The 14958-nt window shown below is 66.4% G+C and carries 14 protein-coding genes; 10 read left to right on the top strand and 4 right to left on the bottom strand.

Going from position 1 to position 14958, the window contains the following annotated elements:
- The first annotated feature begins 210 nt into the window (after positions 1-210).
- From ABU113_RS16465 to flaF, 4 genes are all read left to right on the top strand, one after another.
- On the top strand, positions 211-1119 hold the full coding sequence (locus ABU113_RS16465; protein ID WP_454560567.1) for a flagellin: 909 nt from the start codon (positions 211-213) through the stop codon (positions 1117-1119).
- 310 nt (positions 1120-1429) lie between these two features.
- Entirely contained in the window at positions 1430-2308 is an 879-nt protein-coding gene (locus ABU113_RS16460) for a flagellin (protein ID WP_454560566.1), read from the top strand.
- Between the two features lie 279 nt (positions 2309-2587).
- Complete coding sequence (gene flbT / locus ABU113_RS16455; RefSeq protein ID WP_454560565.1) at positions 2588-3028, top strand: flagellar biosynthesis repressor FlbT; 441 nt, start codon at positions 2588-2590, stop codon at positions 3026-3028.
- Entirely contained in the window at positions 2979-3377 is a 399-nt protein-coding gene (gene flaF, locus ABU113_RS16450) for a flagellar biosynthesis regulator FlaF (protein ID WP_454560564.1), read from the top strand. Before flbT ends, flaF begins: the two co-directional genes overlap by 50 nt.
- On the opposite strand, the gene glpD is transcribed toward flaF, so the two are convergent.
- A complete protein-coding gene (glpD, locus tag ABU113_RS16445; protein ID WP_454560563.1) occupies positions 3362-4882 on the bottom strand; it encodes a glycerol-3-phosphate dehydrogenase in 1521 nt (506 codons plus the stop codon). The genes flaF and glpD overlap by 16 nt on opposite strands.
- Before the next feature lie 119 nt (positions 4883-5001).
- Positions 5002-5556: a hypothetical protein gene (locus ABU113_RS16440; protein ID WP_454560562.1), complete on the bottom strand. Its 555-nt coding sequence runs from the start codon at positions 5554-5556 to the stop codon at positions 5002-5004.
- 416 nt (positions 5557-5972) lie between these two features.
- On the opposite strand from ABU113_RS16440, the gene ABU113_RS16435 reads away from it, so the two are divergent.
- The 4 genes from ABU113_RS16435 to ABU113_RS16420 all read left to right on the top strand — a co-directional run bounded on the left by ABU113_RS16435 (position 5973) and on the right by ABU113_RS16420 (position 8304).
- The gene (locus ABU113_RS16435; RefSeq protein ID WP_454560561.1) at positions 5973-6218 is read left to right on the top strand and encodes an exodeoxyribonuclease VII small subunit; all 246 of its coding nucleotides are present in this window, start codon (positions 5973-5975) and stop codon (positions 6216-6218) included.
- Between the two features lie 4 nt (positions 6219-6222).
- Positions 6223-7119: a polyprenyl synthetase family protein gene (locus tag ABU113_RS16430; protein ID WP_454560560.1), complete on the top strand. Its 897-nt coding sequence runs from the start codon at positions 6223-6225 to the stop codon at positions 7117-7119.
- 65 nt (positions 7120-7184) lie between these two features.
- The gene (gene coaD, locus ABU113_RS16425; RefSeq protein ID WP_454560559.1) at positions 7185-7697 is read left to right on the top strand and encodes a pantetheine-phosphate adenylyltransferase; all 513 of its coding nucleotides are present in this window, start codon (positions 7185-7187) and stop codon (positions 7695-7697) included.
- A 106-nt stretch (positions 7698-7803) separates the two neighbouring features.
- Positions 7804-8304, top strand: a complete 501-nt coding sequence (locus ABU113_RS16420; RefSeq protein ID WP_454560558.1) for a peptidylprolyl isomerase — start codon at positions 7804-7806, stop codon at positions 8302-8304.
- A gap of 79 nt (positions 8305-8383) precedes the next feature.
- On the opposite strand, the gene ABU113_RS16415 is transcribed toward ABU113_RS16420, so the two are convergent.
- Positions 8384-9199: a 3-hydroxybutyrate dehydrogenase gene (locus ABU113_RS16415; RefSeq protein WP_454560557.1), complete on the bottom strand. Its 816-nt coding sequence runs from the start codon at positions 9197-9199 to the stop codon at positions 8384-8386.
- Positions 9200-9416: 217 nt separating this feature from the next.
- Here ABU113_RS16415 and ABU113_RS16410 point away from each other — a divergent pair, with 217 nt between their 5' ends.
- Together ABU113_RS16410 and ABU113_RS16405 are read left to right on the top strand one after the other, a co-directional pair.
- Entirely contained in the window at positions 9417-10643 is a 1227-nt protein-coding gene (locus ABU113_RS16410; protein ID WP_454560556.1) for a polyhydroxyalkanoate depolymerase, read from the top strand.
- A 155-nt stretch (positions 10644-10798) separates the two neighbouring features.
- Positions 10799-11980, top strand: coding sequence for an MFS transporter (locus ABU113_RS16405; RefSeq protein ID WP_454560555.1), 1182 nt, complete (start codon positions 10799-10801; stop codon positions 11978-11980).
- Here ABU113_RS16405 and ABU113_RS16400 read toward each other — a convergent pair whose 3' ends face one another.
- On the bottom strand, positions 11981-14809 hold the full coding sequence (locus ABU113_RS16400) for a PAS domain S-box protein (protein ID WP_454560554.1): 2829 nt from the start codon (positions 14807-14809) through the stop codon (positions 11981-11983).
- Between the last annotated feature and the right edge of the window lie 149 nt (positions 14810-14958).

The raw sequence follows: 14958 nt of genomic DNA, 5'->3' as shown, positions 1-14958 counted from the left end.
TGAACCGGCTTCTCCGAACCGGCAGGCCTGACCGGGCAACATCGCATACCCGGCAGCTATTGCCGGCAAGATCGGACACACAGATAGAGAAGCAACTGGCCGGCGGGGCATCAACCCGCCGGCTTTTTTCTTTGTTTACCGAAGGTTGCCGGAACATTCCGGCGCGCCAGCGATCTGGCACGCCACTTGCTCCTCTGGGTCACGGGTAAAATGCCCAAACCGGCAAAAGCCGGTGTTACTTCCAGAAAGGAGCCAACCATGCTGAACTTCTCTGTCAACACGAACGTTTCCGCCTTTGTCGCTCTGCAGAACCTCTCTGCGACCAACATGGACCTCGCCGTGACTCAGAACCGGATCAATACTGGTATGAAAGTCGCGTCCACCAAGGACGACTCGGCGACCTTTGCCATCGCGCAGAACCTGCGCGCCGACATCGGCGGCTTGAATGCGGTCAAATCCTCGCTCGATCGCGCCAAGAGCACGCTCGACGTCGCCATCTCGGCGGCCGAAGCGATCTCCGACACGCTGATCCAGATGAAGGAAAAGGCCGTCGCGGCCTCGGACACCGGCCTGGACACTGACAGCCGTACTGCCTTGCAGAACGACTTCAATGCCCTGTCGGAACAGCTGGTGAGCTACGTCAACTCGGCGTCGTTCAACGGTACCAACCTGCTGAAGAACGGCGAAGGTTCGATCTCCGCCATCCTGGATGCCGACGCCACGCAGAGCCTGGCGGTCACCAACCAGGCGCTGGACGATACCGAACTGGGCGCGTTCATGACCGACGGTGGTACCGGCGTGGCCTCGACGGTGACGACCGCCACCTGGGCCAACGCCGCGGCGGCGGGTACCTCGGCAACCGCCGTGGACACCGCCATCGAAGCCATGAACACGTCGCTGGCCGAACTCGGCTCGGCGTCGCGTCAGGTTGATGGCCAGATCGAGTTCACCGGCAAGCTGAATGACGTGATCTCCACGGGCATCGGCAATCTGGTGGACGCCGACCTGGCCAAGGAAAGCGCCCGGCTGCAGTCGCTGCAGGTCAAGCAGCAGCTCGGCCTCCAGGCGCTGTCCATCGCCAACCAGGCGCCGCAGTCGGTGCTCAGCCTGTTCAAGTAAGACGTTCGACAACGTCAGCCTGGAATGCGGGCGGGATCGCAAGATCCCGCCCGCATCTTTTTTGCCGCCCCGGGACGGCACTTCCGGCCCGGTGTCCCACGGCAAATTTGGCCGCGCCACCGCCCGATGCCACCGCGCGGCGGCAGAAGTTGCCGCAGAAAACAATGCCAGATTCTGCCCGCACGTTCATTTTTAACGATATATTTCAATTAGTTAGTATAATTATTCAAAGTTGGCACGGTGTTTGCTGAGTAGTGGCTGACGGAAAGCGGTCGGCAAAGACCGGCCGGACGCCACAAGGAGATGAACCATGGCTATTTCGATCAACACCAATTCCTCGGCGCTCAACGCGCTGCAGAACCTGAACCTGACCACCCGCTCGCTGGAGGAAACCCAGCTGCGCATCAACACGGGCCTTGAGGTCAAGAGCGCCAAGGACAACGCGGCGGTGTTCGCCATCGCCCAGAACCTGCGCGCCGACAAACAGGGCCTGGAAGCGGTGAAGGACTCGCTCAATCGCGCGTCGTCGGTCCTCGACATTTCGATGGCGGCCGCGGAATCGATCCAGGACGTGCTGATCCAGATGAAGGAAAAGGTCGTCGCCGCCGCCGACGAAGGCCTGGACGAGGACAGCCGCGCGGCACTCGCCGAGGACTTCAACCGCCTGCGCGAGCAGATCGGCATCATCGCCAAGAACGCCACCTTCAACGGCACCAACATGATCGACGGCCCGGCCTCGCCGCCGGCCAAGCCCGCCACCCTGATCGCACTGGTAAGCCCGGACGCGGTCAACAAGATCGAGGTCGATCGCCAGGACCTGCAGCTGAAGGCGAACGGCACCACCGTGTTCGCCGCCACGGACATCGTCCAGCTCGCCGGCGACACCTCCTTCACCACCGCCACCGAGGCCAATGCGCTGATCACCAACATCGACACCTCGATCCGCAACGTCAGCCAGTCGCTGACCGTCATGGGCGCGGGTTCGAAGTCGATGGAGCTGCAGAGCACCTTCGTCAACAAGCTCGGCGACACGCTCGAAACCGGCATCGGCAACCTGGTGGACGCCGACATGGCCCGTGAGTCCGCCCGCCTGCAGGCCCTTCAGGTCAAGCAGCAGCTGGGCGTCCAGGCGCTGTCCATCGCCAACAGCCAGCCGAAGTCGATCCTGAGCCTGTTCGGTAACGGTTAACCGGATGCGGGGACCAGCTGTGTGGCGCCGCTGCCGTGGGTGGTTACGGCGCGCGCCGGCTCAGCGCGATACCCCGACCGGACGTGTCTGTCCCGGTTGCGTGCTGCAAACCCGCGTCTGACCAGAAATCCACCCACCCTTGTGGATCACCTCGGCCGACCTTCGGGTCGGCCTTTTTTTTGGAAGGCCCATTTTCCGGCGGGCGCCGCCAGGCGTTAACGGTTCATTTGCCATCCCCGTTTACGGTTCGAACAGTCCGCGTCGGAAGGAGACCCACCCGTGGCACTGAAAATATCGCTGAAACCGGGCGAAAAATTCGTCGTCAACGGCGCCGTCATCACCAACGGCGACCGCCGTACGACGTTCGTCATCCAGAACAAGGTGTCGATCCTGCGCGAACGCGACATCCTCACCGAGGAGCAGACGACAACGCCGGCCCGGCGCGTCTATTTCCCCGTCATGCTGGCCTACCTCGACCCCGACAAGTCGGCGACCTACTACCAGGAATTCGTCGAGCGGATGACCGAATTGATGGCGGCACTCGAGAACCCGGAGATGAAGTTACTCTGTGTTCAGATTTCCATGGATATGATGCGTCATGATCACTACCGCGCCCTCACCGGGTGCCGGAAGCTGGTCGAATACGAAGCTAAGGTGTTAGGGCTGACTGATGTCTCTGCAAGCGTACCGTCGGGTCCAACAAGTCGCCGAGTCGCCTAGACAGACCGAGTACCGCCTGTTCGCCCAGGTAACCGGCGCGCTCATCAAGGCGCGCGACACCCAGGCAACTGGCGCGCCACTGGTCGAGGCACTGGACTGGAATCGCCGCATGTGGTCGGCGCTGTCCACGGACTGCGGCCTGCCCGGCAACCAGTTGCCGCAGGCACTGCGGGCCCAGATCATCAGCCTGGCGCTGTGGGTCGGCCGCTACTCCTCCGAGGTCGCCCGCAACAAGTCGGACATCGACGCCCTGATCGACGTCAACAAGGCGATCATGGAAGGTCTCGCCATGCAGGCACAGCTGCAGGCCGAAGCCCAGGCACAGGGCGCCGTTCAGGCCTCCGCCTGAACCACGTCGCCAACGCCGCGCGCCGCGAACCATGCCGCGACGCGCGACCGGTCGTCCGCATCGAGCGTCAGATGCAATGTCGTGCGGCGGCACAGAAAATCGGCCGCGCGGCGCGCGTCTTCCACCTGCACCGCATGGTCAAGCTCGGCATGCAGCACGCCAGGCGCGACTGCCGCCCGCGCCGCCGGTTCAAGCGCCCGCGCGAACAATTCCTGCGCATCCGAGCCATAGGTGAAGGCCCAGCGGCGGCGAATGTCAGCCGGCACCACATCGGGGCCTGCACGCCACATCAGATCGAGATCGGCCCGCGACAACAGCCCCCCGGCCAGCGGCGCCGAGGCGGTCCATGACGGCGGCAGCGGCCCCAGCGACGATTCCAGCAGCGCCAGCGCCTCCTCGGCCAGCGTCCGATGGGTGGTGAGCTTGCCGCCGATCACCGACAGCAGCGTGCCGCCCCCCAGCGGCCGGGCATCCAGGCGATACTCCCGGCTCACCGCACTGGGGTTGGCCTTGCCGTCATCGGCCAGCGGCCGCACGCCGGCCCAGCTCCAGACGATGTCGGCCTTGTCGATCGTCGCGCGGAAAAAGCGATTGTAGGCCGCCAGCAGATAATCCCGTTCGTCGTCGGTGCACACCGCCGTCTCCGGCGCGCCGTGATGCACCACATCGGTGGTGCCAATGACGCGCAGGCGACCATCCAGCCATGGCAGCACGAAGACCACGCGTCTGTCGTCGTTCTGCAGCGTATAGGCATCAGCGCTCGCGCCCCGGGGGGCGCGCACGACGATATGGCTGCCGCGCACCAGCCGCAGCCGCACCGCCGCGGCCGCCTCGGCCCCGGCCAGCGCCGCCACCGCATCGGCCCATGGGCCGCCGGCGTTGACCACCACCCGCGCCCGCACCCGACGCGTGGCGCCGTCGCCGGATTGCGTCGTGACCTCAATGCCCTGCGCACCCGGCGTCAGCGCGGTGACGCGGCAATAATTGCGCACGACGGCGCCACGCGCCCGCGCGTCGAGCAACAGCGACAGCACCAGTCGCGCGTCGTCGACCTGGCAGTCGGGATAATGCAGCACCGCGCGAATATCATCGGGCTTCAGTTCCGCCCAGGTGTCGGCCTGCTCCGGCGACAACCGGCCGGACCGCGGCAGCCCGGTGCGACCGGCCAGCAGATCGTAAAGCCGCAGCCCCAGATGCACGGTCCACGCCGGTCGCGGCTGGTGCCGCATGACCGGCAGCAGGAAGCGCAGCGGCCGCACCAGATGCGGCGCTACCCGCAGCATCACCTCGCGCTCGTGCAGCGACTCCCGCACCAGCGCGAACGCGAACTGCTCAAGGTAGCGCAGGCCGCCATGAATGAGCTTGCTCGATGCGCTCGACGTCGCCCACGCATAATCGCGCGCCTCGGCCAGCTGGACACGCAGGCCACGCCCCACGGCGTCGCGCGCGATCGCCGCGCCGTTGACGCCGCCACCGATGACGAACAGATCACATGTCTCGACCATCCGCCCGCCGCCTCCTCACAGGATGCCACCAACAAAATCGACCGCGCCTCGAACGAGACGCGGTCGATGTATTTCAGCAAAGTCGACGGGCGTCATCCCGTCTTGTGCGCTAACGCCTGTCAGGCCGTCTTCCTCGGCCGACCCCGCTTAGCGGGCGCGGACTTCGACGCCGCCGGCTTGGCCGGCGCAGCCTTGCTCGCCTTGGGCGCGGCGGCAGGCCTGGCCGGAGCCTTGGCCTTCGGTGCCGCCTTGGCGGCAGCCGGCCTGGCAGCAGCCGGCTTAGGGGCGGCTTTCGCCTTGGGCGCCGCCATCGGCTTGGCGGCGGCCTTCGCGGCTTTCTTCAGCGCAGTAATCTCGGCAGCCATGGCCTTGAGCGCCGCCTTCTGATCGGCGGCCGCCTTTTCCAGCTTGGCAAGGCGCGCATCCAGTTTGGCCAGGCCCTTGTCAGCCGCGGCCGGTTTGGCGGCCGTGACCTTGGGCTTCGCCACCACAGCCTTGGGCGCGGCCGGTTTGGCGGCCTTGGGTTTGCTCTGGGATTTGATCTTGGACATCCATTCCCCCTTGTGCTGCACGACGTGCAGAATGACGTTCACAAACAATATCGATGAACGCAAGGAAATTGGTAGATAATGCTGAATTTTCCGTTGATGACGCGAAGAGATGAATACGGTCATCAGTAACGATGTCGATCATCAACACCGACACCCCGGGATATTCAGCGACCTTGCACGACCTGAAAGCAATCAGGCAATTTCTCCTTCATTCAGCGCATCGACGCGCGGTGACCGTTTGTGACCAACTCCACAATGTGTCGGTCCGGTACTGATTTCCAGACAACCGATCGGCACTGAACAGTACGCCGGCCAATAGATCGCCCCGACAATACGGCAACCATCGTGTCATCATTTCCGGTTTCCATATTACTGACGGACTTCGCCGGCCATCATGGCAGGCACTTTCGCGGCGGAAGTTCTTCGCCACGTCCCGCAAGCATCGCCGCGCCTCGCGCCCGGCGACAGGCGTCGGCGTTGGGGACTTGACCCACCGGCGACGGCTCGCCAGAACAGGCTGTGGAATGCGCGGGGAGGCCATGACAGACAGCACGACCATTGCGGCGTTGAGTTTCGAGGCCGCGCTTGAACAGCTCGAAGGCATCGTGCACCGGCTGGAGGCCGGCGAGGCGAGCCTTGAGGACTCGATCGCCCTGTACACCCGCGGCACGTTGCTCAAGCAGCACTGCGAGACCAAACTCAAGGACGCCCAGGCGCGTATCGAAAAGCTTCAGATCGGCGCGGATGGCACCCCGCAGTCCGCCGTGGCGTTCGACGCCGGGTGACGGAATGCACCCTTCCGCCGCCCTGAAACCCGCGCTCGATGCCCTCGCCCAGGCGATGGACAACCGCTTCGACCGCCTGCTCCAGCTGCCGGAGGATCCGCGCCGCCGGCTTTACCAGGCGATGCGACACGCCACCATGGGCGGCGGCAAGCGGATGCGGCCACTGCTCACGGTCGCCGCCTGCGACCTCTTCCATGTCGACAAGGACCGGTCGCTGCGGGTGGCGCTGGCGGTGGAGTGCATCCATTGCTACAGCCTGGTCCACGACGACCTGCCCTGCATGGATAACGACGACATGCGCCGGGGCAAGCCGACCGTCCACAAGGCGTTCGACGAGGGCATGGCCGTGCTGGCCGGGGACGGCCTGCTGACGCTGGCGTTCGAGATTCTCGCCGACGAGGCCACCCACGAGGATGCACGGGTACGCGCCGAGCTGGTGCTTGAACTGGCCCGCGCCGCCGGCCCGGCCGGCATGGTGGGCGGCCAGGCGATGGACATCGCCGCCGAGACCAGCGTGTTCGACCTGCCGACCACGACCCGGTTGCAGCAGCTGAAAACCGGCGCGCTGATCTCCTTCTGTGTCGAGGCCGGCGCCATCATGGGCAAGGCCGGCCCGGACCAGCGCACCCGTTTGCGGGGCTATGCCCATGATCTGGGGCTGGCCTTCCAGATCACCGACGATCTGCTCGACGTGGAAGGTGATTCCGCCCGCACTGGCAAGGCAGTGGCCAAGGATGCCGCCGCCGGCAAGGCCACCTTCGTCTCGCTGCTGGGGCTGGAGCGCGCCCGCCAGCAGGCGGATTTCCTCATCAACCAGGCGATCGCGCACCTGTCCGGCTTCGGCCAGGAGGCCGATCTGCTGCGCGCGGTCGCCCGCTTTGCCGTGGAGCGCGACCGCTGACGGCGCCGGCCGGACCATCGAGACCACCAGAACCAGGGTCGCCAACCTGCAATCGAGAGAGAGATATGTCTGCCGACACCCCCTCTTCCCGCCCCCGCATCGGGGTCTACCCGGGCACCTTCGATCCCATCACCAAGGGCCACCTCGACATCATTCGCCGCGGCGTCAAGCTCGTCGACCGGCTGGTGATCGGCGTCGCCACCAACCCGTCGAAGTCGCCGATGTTCACCCTGGAGGAACGGGTGGCGCAGGTGCGGCGCGAGACCGCCGACCTTGATCACTGCATCGAGGTGGTCGCCTTCGACGCGCTGCTGATGAAGTTCGCCGAAGCCCAGAACGCCTCGGTGATCGTGCGCGGCCTGCGCGCGGTGTCGGACTTCGAATACGAGTTCCAGATGGCCGGCATGAACCAGAAGCTCAACCCGGACGTCGAGACCGTGTTCCTGATGGCCGACGTCGCGCTGCAACCCATCGCCTCCCGGCTGGTCAAGGAAATCGCCTCCTACGGCGGCGATATCACCGCCTTCGTGCCGCCGGCTATTGCCGAGGAGGTGAAGGCGCGGGTAAAGCAGCGCTGATCAACCCGGTTAAGACCAACCCGTTCAATCCGTTCCGAGCGAGTCCCTGACGATGCGGCGCATCCTGCTGAGCCTTCTGGCGCTCCTCGGCCTCACAGGAGGCGTTATGGCCCAGACCCCTGAAACCACCGCTCCGGCGGCGGATGCTGACAATATCCTCGTCCTTGAACTGTCCACCGGCGGCACCGTCAAGATTCTCATGCGGCCCGACAAGGCGCCCAAGCACGTCGAGCGGATCAAGACGCTCGCCCGCGAAGGCTTCTACGACGGCACCAAGTTCCACCGGGTGATCCCGGACTTCATGGCCCAGGGCGGCGACCCCACCGGCACCGGCATGGGCGGTTCCAAGCTGCCGGACCTGCCGGCCGAGTTCAACGACCTGCCGCACGTGCGCGGCACCGTGTCGGCGGCCCGCACCAATGACCCCAACACCGCCAACAGCCAGTTTTTCATCTGCTTCGCGCCGGCCTTCTGGCTCGATGGCCAGTATTCGGTATGGGGCCGGGTGATCGAGGGCATGGACGCGGTGGACGGCATCGAGAAGGGCGAGCCGCCGCGCAACCCGACCACCATCGTCAAGGCCTACATCGCGTCCGACGCCCAGTAAGGCCGGCGGACGTCGCCAGATCCGGAAGGCCGGTCCTCTCACCCGAGGGCCGGCCTTGTGCGTTGGCGCGCCTTCCACGTCAGCGCGCGGTCCAGCCTCCATCCATCGACAGCGGCACGCCGGTGATGGAACGGCCGGCGTCGGAACACAGGAACAGCGTCATCGCCGCGATCTCCGCCGTCTCGGCGAAGCGCTTGTTGGGCTGCGAGGCGAGGATGACGTTGCGCACCACATCGGCCTCCGACATGTTGTGCACCTTCGCCTGATCCTTGATCTGACCAGCCACCAGCGGCGTGTTGACGTAGCCGGGGCAGATGGCGTTGCAGGTGATGTTGGCCTCCGCGCACTCCAGCGCCACCGTCTTGGTCAGGCCGAGGATGCCATGCTTGGCCGAGACATAGGCCGACTTGAACGGCGAGGCCGTCAGCCCGTGGGCCGAGGCGATATTGACGATGCGCCCCCAGTCGCGCGCCTTCATGCCCGGCAGCGCCGCCTTGGTGGCGTAGAACGCCGCCGACAGGTTCAGCGCGACGATCTTCTCCCACTTGTCGTCGGGGAAATCCTCCACCGCCGCGACGAACTGGATGCCGGCGTTGTTGACCAGGATGTCGACCGCGCCGAAATCGGCGATCGCCTGCTCGACATAGCCGCGCACCTGCTCCCCCTGGCTGAGATCGGCCGGCGACCAGGTGACCCTGACGCCCAGCGCCGCCAGCCGCTGGCGGGTCGCCTCGATCTCCGCCGCGTCACCGAAACCGCTCAGCGCCACATTGCACCCGGCCGCCGCCAGCCCCTCGGCGACCGCCAGGCCGATGCCGCTGGTGGACCCGGTGACGACCGCCGAACGGCCCCTGAGTTGTTTCGGGTCCATCAGGTCCAGTGCTGATTCGCTCATCCCATCCCTCCAAAAATGAACACCTATTCATGTTGCATCGCAACTATAGCCTTGAAAAGGCTCGACTTCGTGACACGCCGTGCAGGCTTAAGCAGTTTGCAAGCTTGAAGCGCTAGACATTCACTGGAACCGACGTAACCTGATTGTCAAATGCGCCAAAGAAGCCGGAAAATCACGGCATTGCGCGAGCACGGCGACAACAGAAAGCGGGTAATCGATGCTGTATTCCGTCTATGAGTTCCAGAAGCAGGCGCTGTCGCAGTTCAGCACGCTTGCCACCGCCGGCACCAGTTTTCTGCTGCACCCGCTCAATCCTTTCGCATACACGGAAGCCGGAACAGCGGCGGCGCACGCGCTCGACGTCTTTGCCCACGCCAGCGCCCACTATGGCAAGCCGGAGTTCGGCTTCACCCACACCGTGATCGACGGCCGCCAGGTACCGATCGAGGAGGAGGTGGTGCTGCGCAAGCCGTTCGGCCAGCTCAAGCGCTTCGTGCGCCTCGGCCGCGAGGACGGGCTGGACCCCAAGCTGCTGATCGTCGCCCCGATGTCAGGACACTACGCCACCCTGCTGCGCGGCACCGTCGAGCAGATGCTGCCCGACCACGACGTCTACATCACCGACTGGCGTGACGCGAAGATGGTGCCGGTGGCCCAGGGCTTCTTCGATCTCGACGACTACATCGACTATATCATCGAATTCTTCGAGACCATCGGCCCCGGCGCCCATGCCATCGCCGTCTGCCAGCCCTCGGTGCCGGCCTATGCCGCCGTCTCGTTCATGTCGGCCGACGACCACCCGTGCGCGCCGCGCACACTGACCATGATGGGCGGCCCGATCGACACCCGCGAGGCGCCGACCACGGTGAACACGCTGGCCGAGCGCCGGCCGCTGGCCTGGTTCGAGCACAACGCCATCGCCACCGTGCCGGTGATCTACCCCGGCGCCTTCCGCCGGGTCTATCCGGGCTTCATGCAGCTGGCCGGCTTCATGTCGATGAACCTCGGCAACCACATGATGAGCCACTGGAACATGTACAAGCACCTGGTCCAGGGCGATGGCGAGAGCGCGGAAGCCAGCAAGGAGTTCTATGAGGAGTATCGCGCGGTGTGCGACATGACCGCCGAATTCTACCTCCAGACCGTCGAGACGGTGTTCCAGCGCCACGCCCTGCCCAAGGGCGAGATGATGCACCGCCACCGGCCGGTCGATCCCGGCAAGATCCGCAAGACCGCGCTGCTGGCGGTCGAAGGCGAGCGCGACGATATCTCCGGCCTCGGCCAGACCAGGGCCGCGCTGACACTGGCCAGGAAGCTGCCCGCCGACATGAAGAAATACTACATGGCGGAACAGGTCGGCCACTACGGCATCTTCAACGGCCGCCGCTGGCGCGAGATGATCTCGCCGGTGGTCAAGCAGTGGATCGCCAGTCACCACGGCTGAAAGTCCGCCGGCAGCCGCGCTGCAACCCACGCCACCCTGTGACCAAACGCCATGGCGCGCGCTCCGCCGTCGACGCGGCGACCCCGCGCGGCTATGGTCGGGCCGCGATGAGGCAGAGGTTTCTACACTGGTGGCAGGCAGGCTGGCCGACGGTCATGGGCCTCGCCGTGGCGCAGGGTTTTTCACTGGTCGTCACCATGACGCAGGTCGCCTATGCCAGCCTTGCGGCCGCCAGCATCGCCGGCCGCGCCGATGTCGCCACCCTGCCGGTCGCCCTGGCGACCGTCGGCACGGCGGTCGCCACCGTCCCGGCCTCGTTCGCCATGCACCGCCTCGGGCGCCGGCCCGTGTTCCTGCTCGGCGCGCTGGCCGGCATTCTCGGCGGCGTGCTGACCCTGATCGGCGTGCAGCGGATGAGCTTCGCCCTGCTGGCCGCCGGCTGCTTCGTCCAGGGTCTGTATTTCGGCGTCAGCCAGTTCCACCGCTATGCCGCCGCCGAGGCGGTCGATCCGGACAATGCGCCGCGCGCCATTTCCGGGGTGCTGATCGGCTCGCTGGTGGCGGCGTTCGCGGCGCCAACCCTGGTGGGGTGGGCGGAAGCGTGGATGGCGCCCATCACCTTCGCCGGCGCCAGCCTGGTAATGACCGCCGCCGCCGCGCTCGCCCTGCTGCCGCTGGCGGTGACTCCGCTGGCCCCCTGTTGCGCCGCGCATCCGGCCGGCCCGGACGACACCGCCGCGCCGGCGTCTCCGGCGCCGCCCCGCCCCTGGGGCTCGCCGGGCGTCCTCACCGGCATCGTCGCCGCCACCGCCGCCGCCGGCGGCATGTCGCTGGTGATGGCGGCAACGCCACTGGCCATGCAAGGCTGCGGCTTCACCCCCGGTGAATCCACCGATGTCATTCAGGCCCACGTGCTGGCGATGTTCGGCCCCGCCCTGGTGGTCGGCGAGCTGGTGCGCCGCTTCGGCCTGCCCCGGGTGATGGTGGCCGGCGTGGTCGCCATGCTGCTGGCCGCCATCATCGCCCTGAGCGGCCAGACGCTGGGGCACTTCTCGGCGGCACTGATCCTGGTCGGGCTGGGCTGGAACTTTCTCTACGTCACCGGCACCACCCTGATCACCCGGGGCACGACGCCGGCCACCCGCGCCCGCATTCAGGGCACCGCCGAGTTCATTGTCTTCACCGGATCGTCCGTGGCCGCCATCCTCGCCGGCGTGCTGCTGGGACAAGTGGGCTGGACCGGCGTGCAGGCCGGCCTGATCCTGCTGCTGATGACGCTGTGTGGCGTGCTGTTCCTGTGGGGCCGGCACGCCCTGCGCGCGACACCGGCGACCTGATCAGCCGTTCTCCGGGGCCTCGCCGGCCACCATCCGGCGGATCGCCGCCTCCAGCTCGGCGGCGCGGTATGGCTTGGGCAGGAAGCCGACATCACTGTCGGGACCGGCCGCGGCGGGCCGCTCATGGCCGGAGGTCAGCAGGATCTTCAACGCTGGCCGCAGGCTGCGCGCTTCCTGCGCGAGCTGCACGCCGCTGGCGCTGTCCTTGAGCAGGATGTCGGAGAACAGCAGGACGATGTCCTGTTCCCCGCGCAGGACGTCGAGCGCCGAGCGGGCATCCGGCACGTCGATCACCTCGAAGCCGAACTGCCGCAGCAGCGCCGCGTTGACGGCGCGAATGTCGGCGTTGTCTTCCACCAGCAGGACGCAGCCGCGTTCGGGGTCGGTCCCCCGTGCTGCGGCCGCCGCACCGGAGTCCGTCGGCGTGTCGGCATTCCCGCCATCCAGCGCCGGCAGGACAAGCGTGATCGTCGTGCCATGCCCCGGCTGCGAGGCGACACGCACCGTGCCACCGGACTGCTTGGCGAAGCCGTAGACCATCGACAGGCCAAGCCCGGTGCCCTTGCCCAGCCCCTTGGTGGTGAAGAAGGGCTCGAACACCCGACGTCGCACCGCCTCCGACATGCCCACGCCCGTGTCGGTGATGGTGAGGCAGACATAGTGTCCCGGCGCCAGATCGGCGCTGCTGTCGTCAAGCACGTCCGCGCCGACCGTGAGATCGCCCGTCGCCAGCGTCAGCGTGCCGCCATCCGGCATCGCGTCACGGGCGTTGATCGCCATGTTGATGATGGCGCTTTCCAGCATGGCACCGTCGACCTGGCTCCGGCAGGACGTCTCCGCCGGACGCAGGACGATGTCGATCGTCTCGCCGAGCACCCGCGCCAGCAGCGTCGCCATGGTGGCGACGAGCGCGTTGATGTCGATGGTTTCCGGCCGCAGGGGCTGCTGCCGTGCGAAGGCCAGCAGGCCGCGCACCAGCGAGGCACCGCGTTCGCCGGCCGAGATGCACTTCTCCAGCATGTCACGCGCCATCGGATCGGCGACATGTTCCGACATCAGGTCGAGGTTGCCGATCATCACCGCCAGGATGTTGTTGAAATCGTGGGCGATGCCGCCGGTGAGCTGACCCACCGCCTCCATCTTCTGGGCCTGGCGCAACTGTTCCTCGACCTGCGCCTGGGCGGTATTGTCCAGCATGGTGCCGGTCATGCGCACCGGCGCGCCGCTGATGTCGTACTCGATCTCGGCCTGCTGGATGACCACCCGGATCCCGCCGTCGGGCTGCACCACCCGGTGCGTCAGCCGCAGGTCGTCATCATGCAGCAAGGTCTGTTCGATCGCCGCGCGGAAGCTTGGCTGATCGTCGGGGTGAACCAGCGCGACAAAGGCATCAATGCCGGAGATATCCTCGGCGGCCGTCCGCCCGAGCGTCCGCAGTGCCTCATCCGACAGCCAGAATTCGCCGGAACCGATGTGCCATTCCCAGGTGCCAAGCTTGGCGATGCGTTGCGCCTTGGCGAGATTCTGCTCGGTACGCCGCGCCCGGATCTCGGGCGTCAGATTCTCGACTTCCAGCACCAGCAGCTGCTCGCCGTCATCGTCGATCAGCCGGCCATGCAAACGCACGGGCACCGGATCGCCATCCCGGTGCAGCAAATGCTTCTCGTAGCCGTCCAGCACGCCGGTGCGGCAGGCCTGCCCGAACTGCATGCGATCCATGGCGTGATACCGGCTGGGCGTGAGCGCCGCCAGCCGTTGCCCGTTGAGCGCCCCCACGTCATAGCCGAGCAACAGCTCGACCGCCCGGTTGGCGTCGATGACCGTCAGGTCGAGTGACACCAGCATCAGACCGACAGTGGCATGCTCGAAGAGGGCGCGACTGTATCGCTCGCTGCGCTGCAGCGCCTCAAGGGTACGCCGGCGCTCATTGCCACTGCGGTAGGCCTCGATCAGCGCGGCGAGCGTCGAGGCGATCGGTCGCAGACCCGGCAGCATGTCGGTCTCGTAGCCGCCGGGGCGATTGGCGAGACCGATGGCGCCGATCACCACGCCGCCGCGGCGGATCGGCACACCCAGGAAAGCGTTGAGCGGCGGATGGCCGCGCGGCACACCCGCCGACCGGCTGTCGGCAGGGGGCGTGTTGGCCAGCACCACGTCGTTGGTGGTGACGATCTCGCCGTACAGGGAGTCGAGATCGTGAAACTCGATGCCGCTTTGCCATTTGTCCCGGTAGAACCGGGCAGTGTCGGCATCCCAGTTCATCTGGTTGATGGCGTGGGCCAGCAGATAGGGCTCGCCGTCCGCCGTCATTAGGACTTCGGCGATGAAGCCGTATTCGCTGCCGGTGACATCGAGCAGCAAATCCAGCATGCCCGAGAACACATCGGTCACCGGCATGCCGGTGATGAAATTCTCCTGCGCCTGGGCCAGTGCCGCGAGCACCCGGTTGCGTTCCTCGATCGCCTCGCGGGCGCGGCGACGCTCGGTCACGTCGCGCAGCACGGCGGTGTAGAAGATCGATCCCCCCTGCCAGGTCTTGGTGACGGCGGCGGCGGCGTGGAAGGTGGAGCCGTCGCGCCGCAGACCCTGGATCTCCGGCCGCCCCTCCATCATCTGCCGGCCGTCACCGCTTTGCGCGAACCGGCGCATATGTTCGGCATGGGTTGCCCGGCTGGCTTCCGGCAGCAGAACGCCGAGCGGCTGGCCCAGCACGTCCTCGGCGGCATAGCCGAACAGATGTTCGGCGGCGCGATTGAACAGGACGATGGTACCATGGGCGTCAACGGTGACCACCGCCTCGCCCATGGTCAGCAGCAGCTCCGCCAGCAACGAACCACGGTCATGCTGAGAAGTTAGCGTCCGCGCTCGTGGTGTAATTTCCGGTGTAGGCGATGGTGTATTCCGGGGTGGGGCATGCCCCACCCCGGAATGCGGCGTCGCTGGTGGCCACCGGGTTCATCGTTATGGTGGAGTTTGCA

The organism is Parapedomonas caeni (assembly GCF_041060555.1).
Lineage (GTDB): Bacteria > Pseudomonadota > Alphaproteobacteria > Sphingomonadales > Sphingomonadaceae > CAUJIW01.
Note: the sequence above shows the minus strand (reverse complement) of the source record. Positions and strands in the feature narration are given on the sequence as shown.